This is a genomic window from Novosphingobium sp. BL-S-33 (assembly GCF_056857025.1).
On the sequence record NZ_CM166474.1, the window covers coordinates 1,501,074 to 1,514,163 of the forward strand.

14 protein-coding genes are annotated in these 13,090 nt (G+C 65.1%); 8 read left to right on the top strand and 6 right to left on the bottom strand.

The genetic code is table 11. The features are described from left to right. Positions 1-244 precede the first annotated feature (244 nt). The 3 genes from AC1VVM_RS07140 to AC1VVM_RS07150 all read left to right on the top strand — a co-directional run bounded on the left by AC1VVM_RS07140 (position 245) and on the right by AC1VVM_RS07150 (position 3,593). On the top strand, positions 245-1,291 hold the full coding sequence (locus AC1VVM_RS07140; protein WP_482956222.1) for a mannose-1-phosphate guanylyltransferase: 1,047 nt from the start codon (positions 245-247) through the stop codon (positions 1,289-1,291). Positions 1,292-1,417: 126 nt separating this feature from the next. Beyond that, entirely contained in the window at positions 1,418-2,164 is a 747-nt protein-coding gene (locus AC1VVM_RS07145) for an HAD-IIB family hydrolase (protein ID WP_482956223.1), read from the top strand. 262 nt (positions 2,165-2,426) lie between these two features. Beyond that, positions 2,427-3,593, top strand: a complete 1,167-nt coding sequence (locus AC1VVM_RS07150) for a nucleotide sugar dehydrogenase (protein WP_482956224.1) — start codon at positions 2,427-2,429, stop codon at positions 3,591-3,593. 100 nt (positions 3,594-3,693) lie between these two features. On the opposite strand, the gene AC1VVM_RS07155 is transcribed toward AC1VVM_RS07150, so the two are convergent. Both AC1VVM_RS07155 and AC1VVM_RS07160 read right to left on the bottom strand, forming a co-directional pair. After that, positions 3,694-3,936 (bottom strand): hypothetical protein, encoded by a 243-nt coding sequence (locus AC1VVM_RS07155; RefSeq protein ID WP_482956225.1) that lies wholly within the window; start codon positions 3,934-3,936, stop codon positions 3,694-3,696. 200 nt (positions 3,937-4,136) lie between these two features. Beyond that, complete coding sequence (locus AC1VVM_RS07160) at positions 4,137-4,697, bottom strand: murein L,D-transpeptidase catalytic domain family protein (protein WP_482956226.1); 561 nt, start codon at positions 4,695-4,697, stop codon at positions 4,137-4,139. Between the two features lie 280 nt (positions 4,698-4,977). Here AC1VVM_RS07160 and AC1VVM_RS07165 point away from each other — a divergent pair, with 280 nt between their 5' ends. The 5 genes from AC1VVM_RS07165 to AC1VVM_RS07185 all read left to right on the top strand — a co-directional run bounded on the left by AC1VVM_RS07165 (position 4,978) and on the right by AC1VVM_RS07185 (position 7,771). Continuing rightward, a complete protein-coding gene (locus AC1VVM_RS07165; protein WP_482956227.1) occupies positions 4,978-5,439 on the top strand; it encodes an XRE family transcriptional regulator in 462 nt (153 codons plus the stop codon). Between the two features lie 82 nt (positions 5,440-5,521). Further along, positions 5,522-6,079: a hypothetical protein gene (locus AC1VVM_RS07170; RefSeq protein ID WP_482956228.1), complete on the top strand. Its 558-nt coding sequence runs from the start codon at positions 5,522-5,524 to the stop codon at positions 6,077-6,079. Positions 6,080-6,163: 84 nt separating this feature from the next. Then, positions 6,164-6,625: a Dps family protein gene (locus AC1VVM_RS07175; protein WP_132388949.1), complete on the top strand. Its 462-nt coding sequence runs from the start codon at positions 6,164-6,166 to the stop codon at positions 6,623-6,625. 55 nt (positions 6,626-6,680) lie between these two features. After that, on the top strand, positions 6,681-7,301 hold the full coding sequence (locus tag AC1VVM_RS07180; RefSeq protein ID WP_482956229.1) for a 6-phosphogluconolactonase: 621 nt from the start codon (positions 6,681-6,683) through the stop codon (positions 7,299-7,301). Positions 7,302-7,357: 56 nt separating this feature from the next. After that, entirely contained in the window at positions 7,358-7,771 is a 414-nt protein-coding gene (locus tag AC1VVM_RS07185; protein WP_482905165.1) for an NUDIX domain-containing protein, read from the top strand. Positions 7,772-7,787: 16 nt separating this feature from the next. Here AC1VVM_RS07185 and dinB read toward each other — a convergent pair whose 3' ends face one another. From dinB to hflK, 4 genes are all read right to left on the bottom strand, one after another. After that, a complete protein-coding gene (gene dinB / locus AC1VVM_RS07190) occupies positions 7,788-8,906 on the bottom strand; it encodes a DNA polymerase IV (protein ID WP_482956230.1) in 1,119 nt (372 codons plus the stop codon). Positions 8,907-9,190: 284 nt separating this feature from the next. Beyond that, positions 9,191-10,744, bottom strand: a complete 1,554-nt coding sequence (locus AC1VVM_RS07195) for a Do family serine endopeptidase (RefSeq protein ID WP_482905166.1) — start codon at positions 10,742-10,744, stop codon at positions 9,191-9,193. A gap of 164 nt (positions 10,745-10,908) precedes the next feature. Continuing rightward, the gene (hflC, locus tag AC1VVM_RS07200) at positions 10,909-11,748 is read right to left on the bottom strand and encodes a protease modulator HflC (RefSeq protein ID WP_482956231.1); all 840 of its coding nucleotides are present in this window, start codon (positions 11,746-11,748) and stop codon (positions 10,909-10,911) included. Next, positions 11,748-13,025 carry a protease modulator HflK gene (gene hflK / locus AC1VVM_RS07205; RefSeq protein ID WP_482905167.1) on the bottom strand — a complete coding sequence of 426 codons (1,278 nt, stop codon included), beginning with the start codon at positions 13,023-13,025 and terminating at the stop codon, positions 11,748-11,750. Before hflK ends, hflC begins: the two co-directional genes overlap by 1 nt. Between the last annotated feature and the right edge of the window lie 65 nt (positions 13,026-13,090).

Here is a 13,090-nt window from a genome sequence, read left to right on the forward strand (position 1 = left end):
CTTCGCAGCGGCAATGGCCACCCCTTGAAAAGTCGTGGCGCAACGAAGGCGGTTTGAGAAAATGGGCGCGGAATTCGGCGCGGATAAAGGCATGGTGGGGGCAACGCACCGGCACCGAATAGGTTCCGCGTACAGCTGCGTGCGACAGGCCGCGCCGGCGGGAGCAAATCGCGGTTGCAACACGTTACTCACCCGGTATCACCAGTGGCCCGTGACGCGGCCTTCATCGAGTACATCACGCCCCATGCCCCAGATAGTTCCGGTCATTCTCTGCGGCGGCAACGGTACGCGGCTGTGGCCGCGCAGCCGTGCCGATCGTCCCAAGCCGTTCTTGCCGCTGGTGGGCGAGACCACGCTGTTCGAGGCGAGCCTCGCGCGCTGCCCGGCAGCGCAGGGCTTTGCCGCGCCGGTGGTGGTGACGGGCGCCAAGCACCTTGAACATGTCGAGGCGCAGCTGGCCGGCGCGCCGGGGGCGACCGTGATTGTCGAGCCTGCCGCGCGCAACACTGCCGCCGCCATCGCGCTGGCCGCCTGCCGCCTGCCCGAGGACGCGGTGATGCTGGTCTGCCCGAGCGATCACCATATCGGCCGTCCCGAGGTCTTCGCCGATGTCGCCTGCGCAGCGGCGGCGCTTGCCGCCGAGGGCTGGCTGGTCTCGTTCGGCATCGAGGCGACCCGGCCCGAGACCGGCTTCGGTTATCTGAAGCGCGGCGAGCCCATCGAAGGCACGTCCGGTTTCCGCACCGCCCAGTTCGTCGAGAAGCCCGACCTCGCCCGTGCGCAGGCCTTCCTTGAGGACGGCAACTACGCCTGGAACGGCGGCATCTTCGCCTTCCGCGTGGGCGACTTCATGGCCGAACTCGCCGCACACCGGCCCGAGATCGCCGCCAAGGTCCGCGAAGCGGTCGAGAAGGGCGCGGCGGACGGCCACCGCTTCCATCCCGATGCCGCCACTTTCGCGGACGTCGAGAGCGATTCGGTCGACTATGCGGTAATGGAGAACACCAGTCGCGCCGCCATGGTGCCTGCCGACATGGACTGGTCGGACATCGGCAACTGGCAGGCGCTGCACGACGCGCTCGACCGTGACGGCAGCGGCAATTCGGTGCGCGGTGCGGGTGAGGCCGAACTGGTCGACTGTACCAATGTGCTGGTCGACAGCGACGGGCCGCGTGTCTCGGTGATCGGGCTGTCGAACGTGGTCGTCGTGATTGACGGGAACGAGGTGCTCGTCACCACCGTTGAAGGCGTGCAGAAAGTCGGCAAGCTTTCCGGCGCCGTGAATCAGTAAGACGCCAATTGTCCCCCGATTGCCACGGATTCGGCGCAAAGGGGATTTTCAAGTCATGCGTCCGGTGGCAGGTGCGCGCACCAGATGGCTCCGCCAAGTGCTCCGAATTACAGGGACAGACCGGAAATGAAGAAACTCGTTGCCTTCGATCTCGACGGTACGCTGGCCAAGAGCAAGCAGCCGCTCACCGACGAGATGGCCGAGGCGATGGCCCGGCTGCTTCAGGTCACCGATGTCGCCGTGATCTCCGGCGGCGACTGGCCGCAGTTCGACAAGCAGGTGGCAAGCCGTCTCCCGGCCCATGCCGACCGCAAGCGCCTGTGGCTGATGCCGACTAGCGGGGCCAAGCTCTACGTTCACGGCGACGGTGCCTGGAACCCGGTCTATGCCGAGCTTTTCACCGATCAGCAGAAGCGCGAGATCCTCGACGCTTTCGACGCAGCGCTGGCCGCCACCGGCTTCACGCCCGAGGAAACCTGGGGCGAGCGGATCGAGGATCGCGGCAGCCAGATCACGTTCTCGGCGCTGGGACAGCAGGCGCCGCTCGAAGCCAAGGAAGTCTGGGACCCGAATTTCGCCAAGCGCAAGGTGATCCAGGCCGACCTCATGGCACGCCTGCCCGGCGTTTCGGTCAATCTCGGCGGGGCGACCTCGGTCGATGTGACGCAGCCTGGCGTCGACAAGGCCTGGGGCCTTCAGCGTCTGTCCGAGCGCGGCAATTTCGCCCATGGGGAGATGCTGTTCATCGGCGACGCCATCTTCCCGGGCGGTAACGACTACCCGGCCAAGACCATGGGTCTGGATACTATCTGCGTGCGCGATCCGGCCGATACGCTCAACGTCATCGACGCCATCGTTGCCTGCCAGAAGTAAGCGCTCGCGCATTTTCCACCGGATGGGGGACGGTTCCTTCGTCCGATGCGGGGCCAGCGGCGGGCGTTTTGTGGCGCCGGACATGCCGGTTTTTCGCTTCGACTGCTGAAAATCTTCGGTTTATCCCGGAATGTGCAGTTGCAGCACTATCTCGTTGACGCGGCCAGCCGGGCCCTCAATAGAACACATGACCCCGGGGCTGCGGGCGGCCTTGGCGCGCGCTTTCCCGTGATTGAATACACTGATAACGTGAGTGACCTACATGAAGATCGCGGTTTTTGGCCTTGGTTATGTTGGTCTCTCCAACGCCGTGTTGCTGGCGCAGCACAATGAGGTCTTTGCCGTCGATATTTCGGCGGAACGGGTGGCGATGCTTGCCGCGAGAAAATCCCCGATCGCGGATCCCGAGCTTGAGACCTTCCTTGCCGAAAGGTCGCTCAACCTCACGGCCACGCTGGATCAGGCGGAGGCTCTGAAGGGCGCGGACTACGTCATTGTCGCCACGCCCACCAATTACGATGCGGACACGAACAAGTTCGACACGTCGTCGGTCGAAGTGGTCATCCAGGCCGCGGTAAAGCTGAACCCGGCCGCGACTATCGTGGTCAAATCCACCATCCCGGTCGGCTTCGTCGACGATGTGCGTGAGCGCTATCGGACCGATCAGGTGATTTTCAGCCCCGAGTTTCTGCGGGAAGGGCGTGCCCTGCACGACAACCTTTACCCGTCTCGCGTCATCGTGGGCGAACGCTCTGAACGTGCGCGCATTTTCGCCGATCTGCTCCTGGGCGGGGCGGAGAAGAAGGACGTTGAAGTCCTCTTCACGGACACCCGCGAGGCCGAGGCGATCAAGCTGTTCGCCAATACCTACCTTGCAATGCGGGTGGCGTTTTTCAACGAGCTGGACAGCTATGCCATCGCCGGCGGCATGGACACGCGCCAGATCATCCAGGGCGTCGGCCTCGATCCGCGCATTGGCATGCACTACAACAATCCCAGCTTCGGCTACGGCGGCTATTGCCTGCCGAAGGACACCAAGCAGCTGCTGGCGAACTATTCGGAGGTTCCGCAGAACCTCATCCGTGCGATCGTGGATGCCAATCGCACCCGGAAGGACTTCCTGGCTGACCAGATCATCGCGCGGAAGCCGAAGAAGGTCGGCGTGTTCCGGCTGGTCATGAAGGCGGGATCGGACAATTTCCGCCAGTCCTCCATCCAGGGCATCATGAAGCGTATCAAGGCCAAGGGCATCGAGGTCGTGATCTACGAACCGGCGATGGCGGAGGAAGAATTCTACAATTCCAAAGTCGTTCGTGATCTCGATGCGTTCAAGCGCGATGTTGACGTTATTATCGCCAATCGCATGACCGGCGAAATCGAGGACGTGATGGACAAGGTTTTCTCTCGCGACTTGTTCGGCGCGGACTGATCTGCGGTGTGCGGGTGCGCTTGTTGGAGCGGCGGATTGCCTGCTGCGCGCCCTACAGGCTTGCGGACAGGCGCCTCGTTCTCGGCGTTTTGAGGTCGGCCTACAGTGATTGCGCCAAGGCGAAGACAGCCAGCGCGCCCCAGAACACCAGCGGCACGAACAGGCAGATCAACGCGCCCAGTCGCCGGCCGCGCCGTTGGCCAAGGTCGTGGGCGGTTGCGAACACATCGTCGTTGTCGGCCCGGATATCCGGCCGCCGCCATGTCGGCCGCCCATCGCGTGGCATGGCGAGGCTAGGCACATTGCCGCGCGGGGTCGATCTAGCCCATCTGTGATCGTTCATCACGTATCTCCGCGATAGCGATGCAACCGGTCGACTCGGTTTACGTCCCGGGGCGACAGCATCTTATCTCAACTAATATAGTAGAGAAAAGGAATATGAGACGTGCCGAGGCCGTGGGGCGTCCGGTCGACGGTTATCGCGCGGCATTTTCCAGCCGAGAGTGGGCCGGTACAATCTTCGGGGACTTCAGTCCGGGCCGTTCACGCCATCTTGGCAGCGTAAATCAGCCGGCCGGTGCCGAGGTGGTTGAAGGCCTGGTTGAGCAGGCTGTCTCCCACCGCAAGGCAACCCTGACTGCGGCCCAGCTTGCCGTGCGCGCCGATCATCGTCGGCTCGGCATACCAGGCGCCGTGGATGACGATGGCGCGTTCCAGCGCGTTGTCATTGGTCTGGTCGAGCCCGATCAGCCGCTGCGAGCGGCCATGGTGGCCGAAATAATAATCGCCGGTCAGGAACGCACCCTCGCTGGTGGCGTTAGAACCTGGACTGTTCGAGAAACGCTGGAGCCAGCCGGTGTGTCCCGGGTCCGAGCCGCTGCCGTGCGCGACGTGCAGCGACGCGGCCGTCCCGTTGGCAAGGTCGATGAGATGAAGGCGCGGATCCGACGAGGACACCGCGAAGTCGACAATACCGATGCGGTCGCGCTGAGCGCGACCGGCATGTCGGTCGAGGGCGGACAGGGCGGCGGCGTAGAGTCCGGGCGCCATCGCGGGATGGAGTTCGGGAATCGTGCGCGGCGCGGCGGGGACGGTTGGCGCCACTCCCCCTATCGTCGCCGGACCCATCGGCAAAGAGCCGGGAGGGGGCGACCCGGGCACAGGAAAGCCGCCTGAACCGAGGGTTGAGGCGGATATTGCGCTGACCGCAGTCGAGGAACTCGCCGCAAATGCCGTCGCGGCGACGATGAAGTTACGTCGGCTGAATCTCATATCGTCGTCCCAATAGGCCAGATTCATCGACAACGTCTTGGAGAGATTCACATAAATCGGCACAACGTGCTGTATTCGCGCCCTTGCCCCGAAAACTCCAGGAAACCCTCGCATGACTGCTAGCCGATCCGGTCCGCCCACCAGCGACGAGTATCGCAAGGCCGTTTCAGCGATCATCCGGAGCATTCAGAAAGGGCAGGGGCTGAACGACCGGCAATTGGCCGACCAGCTTGGATGTTCGCCCGGCACGATCCGCAATGCGAAGTCGGAAGCGACCAGCCTCGATCCCATCCTCCTGCTGGCGATAGAACGGGGTTTCGGCCCCGGCGCCATCGACCGGTGCCTTGCGCTGGCGCAAGTGCGGGCGGTGGCGTTGCCGGAGCGGGTGATCGGCGTCGACCCGATCCTCGCGCTGGTGGAGGCGTTGCACCGACTGGTCGAGGCGCAGGCGGTGGACAGCGACGGGGGCAAGCGAATCACGCGCGCGGAACTGGGCAAGATTCTGCCCGAACTGCGGCAGGGTCGGGCCTCGCTCGACGCGTTGATCGCGCGGGCTGACGACGGCAGGAGTTGAGGCCCGGTCATGGGGCGGGACATTCTCGCCCGCTTCCCGTAAGTGACCGTGAGATTGCAGGAATTTTACGGACGCCGAGTCGATGCCCGCGTTTTATCTGACATGGATCGCGGTGCTGCTGGCCGGGTTTGGTGCGCGCGATCAGGTGACCGTGGCGGGGCTCGCCCGGCGGCAGGGCGCGCGGCCCGGCGTCCTTATGGTCGCATTGGCCTGCGCGGTGCTGACGGCGGCCATCGCAGCATGGGCGGCGAGCGTGTTGCTCCTGCAGCTTCCGCCTCCGGCGCGCGCGATCTTTGCGGGGATGGCTTTGGCTTTGGCGGGCGCCGAACTCATGCTGCTCGTCCCCCGGCGCGATCCGAAGGAGCCGACGAACTCGCTGGGCGCGCTGGCGCTGGTTCTTTTCGCACAGCAACTGACCGACGCGGCGAGGTTCCTGGTCTTCGGCCTCGGCGTCGGCCTTGCTGCGCCTTATGCGGCGGGAGCGGGCGGGGCGCTCGGCGGCGCGGTTCTCGCCGGGCTCGCCTGGGCCTGCCCGCAGGCGCTGGACTTCAAGGGACTGCGCACGGTCAGGCGAGCGCTCGGCGGCGTGCTGCTCTTGGCGGCAATCGTGCTGTTTCTGCGGGAATTCTCACTGCTCTGATCGGAAATCGCGTTCGAAGCGGGCTTCTCTTCATACGTTCACCACTCTACATTCCACCACGACGGACCAACGAGGAAACCAGGCATGACTTCCAAGGACGACAATTCGAAGGCCGCGCTGATCGACAGCCTGAACGGGCTGCTGGCCGATACTTTTGCGCTCTACGTGAAGACCAAAAACTTCCACTGGCACGTCAAGGGGCCCCAGTTCCATGACCTGCACTTGCTGTTCGATACGCAGGCGACCGAGATTTTCGGCCTGACCGACCTGATTGCCGAACGGGTGCGCAAGCTGGGCGGCAAGACGCTGACCTCTATCGGCGCGATCGGTGCCAAGACCTCGATTGCCAATCAGGACGACACTTCGCTGGACGCGATGGCGATGGTCAAGGAACTGTTCGAGGACAATTCCGCCTATGTCGCGACGCTCAAGGCGACCAAGGAACTGGCCGGTGAGGCCGGTGACAATGCCACCGACGGCATCATCGACGACTGGACCGATCAGGCCGAACAGCGCGCCTGGTTCCTGCGCGAGATCATTGCCTGATTATCGTTTCCAATGATTGCTTTTTGACAGGCGTGGGGGGTGCTAGGCTCCTCCCATGCCGAAGCTTGAAATCATCGAAAACGCCGACAATGCGGTGATCGCCCAATGGTTTACCGAGCGCCTGAAAGCCGCGCTCGCCACCAGTCCCGACGATATCGCGATCACCGTTCCCGGCGGTTCCACGCCATTCCCGATCTTCGACCTGCTCGCGAAGGAGGATATCCCCTGGCACCGCATCGCGGTGTGGCCGGGCGATGATCGCATCGTCGACGAGGATCATCCTGCCAGCAATGTCGGCAAGATACGCGCTCGTCTGGAGCCAGTGGGCGCGCGGATCGTACCGCTGGCAGAGGATGCGCAGCCGCCGCACTTCGCTATCGCCTGGCTCGGCATGGGCGGGGACGGGCACATCGCCTCGCTGTTCCCCAATACCGATCCGCAGATCGATGATCCTTACGCGGTGCGCCGGCTCACGCCCGATCCGCTCCCGCCCGAGGCGCCATTCGATCGCATCAGCCTCACCATCCCCGCGCTGACGGACAGCGACGAGATCGTTTTCGTGATTCGCGGCGACGACAAGCGCGCGATTTTCGAGGATGCGGTGAAAGGCGGCCACGACCTGCCTGTCGCCCGGCTGCTGCGCGCGGCGCGACACAAGGTCACCTGCTTCTGCTGAACTTCCTGCCCGCCGGCCTCCATCGGGCCCTCTATCGGGTGGCGCACCGGGCGCGGATGGTCGTGTGGTCGATCCGTCGCCCCCGGCTTGAAGGCGTGCGGGTGCTTGCGTTCGACCCGCAGGGCCGGATCCTGCTGCTGCGCCATTCCTACGGTTCGGGGAAATGGATGCCGCCGGGCGGGGGGATGAACCGGGCGGAAGACCCGCTGGCGGCCGGAATGCGCGAATTCGTCGAGGAAACGAGCTGCGAGTTGCTCGGCGGCAAAGTCCTGCTGACCATCGACGAGGACCTGCAAGGGGCCAGCAACCGCGTTCATATGGTGGCGGGGCATGTCGAAGGGACGCCGCGCGCCGATGGGCGTGAGATCGTGGAAGTCGCCTTCTTCGCGCTGGATGCACTGCCAGAGGCGATGCCAGCCGGGCTTGCCCGCAAGATCGGCGAATGGGCGCTTCAGATGAGGGACGCCTGAGCAGGCGGATTTCGGATCAGAGCAGCGAAAGTTGGCCGCCGCGTGTTTCGCGGACCTCTTCCTCACCGCGTTCGAGAGCGGAGAGGGTCAGGCCCATCAGCCGGATCGGCTGGGGCAGGGGCATCAGGTCTTCCAGCAGGGCATGGCCGATCGCGCCGAATTCGGCCTTGTCGGCAACGAAATGGTGCAATGACCGGGCACGGGTAAGCGTTGTGAAATCGGCGTAGCGCAGCTTCAGCGTCACGGTGCGGCCGCGCGTGTCGGCACGCTCGATGCGGGTCCAGACGATCTCGATGATATCGTCCATGGTCGTGCGCAGGGCATCGGCACCGGCAATGTTCTCGAAGAACGTGCGCTCTCCCCCTACCGACTTGCGCGGCCGATCGGCGCGGACCTGCCTGAGGTCCACCCCACGCGCGGCGCGGAACAGGTATTCGGCGAAGCTGCCGAAATGGGCGCGCAGGAAGGCGAGGTCCTTCTTGGCAAGATCGGCGCCGGTCTCGATGCCCAGCCGCGCCATCTTCTCCGCTCCACGCGGGCCGACGCCGTGGAAGCGCCGCACGGGCAGCGCGGCCACGAACTGCACGCCCTCTCCGGGACGGATCACGCAGAGGCCATCCGGCTTGTTCTGGTCGCTTGCCAGCTTGGCGAGGAACTTGTTGTAGGACACCCCGGCGCTGGCGGTCAGGCCGGTTTCAGCCTTGATGCGGCGGCGGATTTCCTCGGCAATGCGGGTGGCCGAGCCGATGCCTTTGAGATCTGCGGTGACATCGAGATAGGCCTCGTCGAGCGAGAGCGGTTCGACGTGGGGCGTGTAATCGAGGAAGATCGCGCGGATCTGTTCACTGACTTGCCGGTAGACGTCGAAGCGGGCCTTCCGGAAGATCAGATCCGGGCAGAGCCGCACGGCCCGGGCCGAGGGCATGGCCGAGCGCACGCCGAACTTGCGCGCCTCGTAACTGGCGGCGGCGACCACGCCGCGCTGCGAGGAACCGCCCACCGCCACGGGTTTGCCGCGCAATGAAGTATCGTCGCGCTGTTCGACGCTGGCGAAAAAGGCATCCATGTCGACGTGGATCACCTTGCGCAGGCCGTCGGCTTCCTCCTCTTCGCGTGCATGTTCGGCCGATGGCATGGACCTGTTATAGCGGCGTGGTGGGCGGGCTCCATATGAGTCTGGCCCGATGAAATCTAATGCATCAAATTCCGTCATCCCCGCGAAGGCGAGGATCCCGCTTGTTCTTTTTTAGGACGCAGAGACGCAGAGAGAACGGCGGATTGCTGCACGGTCTTTCTGCGTGAACTCAAGAAAAGCGGGGCCCCCGCCTTCGCGGGGGCGACAGGGAGAGAGGTGCGCCTGATACGAAAACGCCCGCCGGTCTCCCGGCGGGCGTTTTTGTTTTGTCGGAAGAGCGGTGCTTAGCGCAGGCGCACCGGCACGAATGCCGGGGACTGGCCGCGCGGCTGGACGCGCAGCAGGATCGCGCTGCGGCCGTCTGCCTTGGCGGCCTTGATCACGTTCTCCAGATCCGCCTTCGTGTTGACCGGCTGATTGTTCGCCGAGAGAATGATGAAGCCGCGGGCAAAGCCCTTCTGGCCGGCATCCGAGCTGGGATCGACCGAGACGATGACAAGGCCCTTGGTCCCTTCCGCAGCGCCAAGCTGGCGGGCGATCGGCGCGGTGAGCGGGGTCACCGAAAGGCCGGTTGCCTTCTCGATCACGCCCTGCGCCTGCTGCGCGGGCGGATTGTTGAAGGCGTCGCTGTCCTGATCGCCGCTGTTGTCGTCGAAGTTCTGGCTCTGGGCCAGATCATCCTCGCTCGGGCGCTGGTCGATCGTGGCGGTCACCGTCATGTGGCGGCCGTTGCGGATCAGTTCGATGGGAACCTTGGTGCCCGGCGGTGTATTGGCGACGATGAACGACAGGCTCTGGTCGCGCGTCACTTCCTTGCCGCCAACCTTCACCACCACGTCGCCGGCCTGGATGCCCGCCTTGGCGGCGGCACCATCGGCGACGACGCTCTGGATGAACTCGCCCTTGTTGTGCTCAAGGCCCAGCGAATCGGCGAGGTCTTCGTTGAGCTGCTGGATCTGCACGCCCAGGTAGCCGCGCTGGATCTTTTCACCCTTGATGAGCTGGTTGACGATCGGCGCGGCGATCTCCGAGGGGATCGCGAAGCCGATGCCGACACTGCCGCCGGTGGGCGAGAAGATGGCGTTGTTGATGCCGATGACCTGCCCGTTCATGTCGAACATCGGGCCGCCCGAATTGCCGCGGTTGATCGAGGCGTCGGTCTGGAGATAGCGGTCGTAAGCGCCGCCGGCGCCGGTGTTGCGGTACACGGCCGAGACGATGCCCGCCGTAACCGTGCCGCCCAGGCCGAACGGGTTGCCGATCGCGACCACCCAGTCACCCACGCGCGCCTTGGAGCTGTCTCCGAACTTCACGAAGGGCAGCGCCTTGGGGGCAGTGATCTTGAGCACCGCAAGGTCGGATGCGGCATCCTTGCCGATCAGCTTGGCGGGAAGCTCGGTACCGTCGGGCATGATGACCGTGATCGATTCGACCTCGCCCTTGCCCTCTGCGGTGATCACGTGGTTGTTGGTGACGATGTAGCCATCGGCCGAAATGATGAAGCCCGAACCGAGCGACTGCGCCTCACGCGTTTGCGGGGCACCGCTGCCGCCGCCACCGCCGCCGCCGAACAGGCCTTCGAACGGCGTGCCCGCGAAGGGGTTGTTGCCGCCGCCCTGAACCTGCACGCGCTGACGCGTCGAGATGTTCACGACGGCGGGCGCGAGTTGTTCGGTCAGGTCGGCGAAGCTGGCCGGAGCGCCGGATCGCGGGGCGACGCGGGCGATCTGGCTGGCTTCGTTCTGCGCAACCTGGGCCCCGGCAGGATAGCCTGTGACGAGGGTGAGCGTGGCGCCTCCGAGCAGGAGCGCGGTGGTCAATCCATAAGCATATCGCACGGGCTTCACGTCCTTTGATTCCTCCATCCTGGCGGGGGTGCCGGATCAACGTCCTGTCGACACCGGTCCCGATTGACGCTTGGTGAGCTTAACCGGGTTTGAATGGTGTCTAATGCGTGAGGCCGTTGGGCGAAAGCCCCGACCGGTTGATGGCTCGGGAAGCCTTATGGTTCCCGGAAATGCTGAAGATACGCGTTATCCGGCGAAAGCAGAATGGTCTTTCCGGCCTCGCCCTTGGCGAACGAGATCGAATAGCTCTGCATCGCGCGGTAGAAGTCGTAGAACTTGGGATCCTTGCCGAACGCGTCGGCATAGATCCGCGCGGCCTGCGCCTCGGCATCGGCGCGGATGATCTGCGCGTCCTTCTGGCCCTGCGCGGTGATCGTCTTGGCCTCTTCCTGACGGGCCGCCTGCATGCGGGCGAAGGCGCTTTCGAGCGCGCCCTCGGGAAGGTCGGCGCGCTTGATCTGCACGTCCACGACTTGCGCGCCATATTCGCGCGCCTCGCGGTCCAGCCCGTCGCGGATATGGGCCATCGCCTCACCGCGCTCGGCAGTGAGCAGCGATTCGAACGTCCGCTTGCCCAGCTCCTGGCGGACCACCGAGGAGAGGATCGGCTGAAGCTGTTCGGTCACACCCTCGGTCGTGCCGGCGGTTTGCACCATCTTCACCGGATCGATGATGCGGAAGCGCGCGAAGGCATCCACGTTCAGGCGCAACTGGTCGGTGGAGAGGACCTGCTCCTGCTGCATGTCCACCGAAAGCAGGCGCTTGTCGATGCGCACCGCGCGCTCGAAGACCGGGATGCGCCAGTGGATGCCGGCATCGGTGGCGCCGAACGGCGCGCCGGGAACATAGGCGTTGAACACGCGGTCCGGGCTGCCGGAGCGCACGATCACGACCTGCTCGGTCTCGGGCACCACGATCACGCTCAGCATCGCGCCGATCACGACCGCGCCAAGGGCGATCCAGGCCGGCTTGTAGTCTTGCCAGACGCTGTTCATCACTGGCCTCCCTGCGTGGCGGAAGCGGTCGGCCCGGCCGTGACGGTGATGTCACCGGCGGCCGGATCGGCACGGCGCTTCATCTCGGGAAGCGACAGGAAGCTGTTCATGTTCTTGGGTTCGGCGACAATGGTGTCGTTGTCGGAGATCACGCGTTCCATCGTTTCGTAGTACATGCGGCGCCGCGTCACTTCGGGCGCGAGCTTGTATTCCTCGTAAACCTTGTCGAACTGCGCGGCATCGCCCTGGGCGCGGGCGATCACCTGCTGGGCGCTGGCGCGCGCGTTTGAACGGTCGCGGTCGGCCTCCTGCTGGGCGACATTGACCTGATCGAACGCCGCGCGGGTCTTCGACGGCGGATCGGCCTTCTTGATCTCAACGCCCTGAATGGCGACGCCGGCACGGTAATAGTCGAGAATGCGCTGCGTGCGGTCCCGCACGTCCTGTTCGACCCGCGCGCGCCCGGCACCCGAAAGCGCGTCGTTGAGCGAGATCTGCCCGATCGAGGCGCGCATCGCGGCTTCCGCCACTTCGCGCACGGTATCCTTCGGATCGGTCAGGCGGAAGGAATAGTCCTTCAGATCCTTGATGTTCCAACGCACCTGATAGCTGAGGTCGACAAGGTTCTTGTCCGCCGTCAGCATCAGCTTCTCACCCTCGCCGTCCGGAATCTGGTCGACCGAGAAGCTGCGCACGTCGGTCTTTTCGACTTGCTCGATGGGCCAGGGCAAGGTCAGCGAGAAGCCGTGATCGATCACGCGCGAGAACTGGCCGACACGGGTGACGACGCCTTGCTCGGTGGGGCCGAGCACGTGCACGCTGGAAATGCCCAGCAGCACCACGACCGCGGCGCCGATGCCGAGCGGCAGCCACGATTTGCCATCGGACCGGCGCGGCAGGTTCGGTAAGCCGCCAAGGCCGCCGCCATTTCCACCGCCGGAGGTGCGACGCGGATCGCGGGGGCGGAAGATGTCTTCGATGCTGGCGGAGCGGCGCGGCGGAGTGCCGCCGCTGGGCAGCCAGGGATTGCGCGGGCCACGCGGCTCGCTGGGCGCGCCCTTGCCTTCGGGAGCAGAAGTGCCGGGCGTGGCAGGGCCGGGCGGCGTAGCGCCGGGCTCCTGCCGACCTTCACCGCTTTCGGGTTCGCCGTCTCCGCCCGAAGGCGCGCCGCCCTCGTTGCCGCTTTGCGGACCGGCCAAAGGACCCGTACGCGGCGGGCCGTCGCCGTCATCTCCGCCGTCACCGCCGGAGCCCCAGGGGCTCTTGCGGCCGGTCATGGCGAGCGTATTGCCGGAAAGGGGTCCGGACCGGATGTCCGGATCAGTGCCGAGGCCGGCGCTGG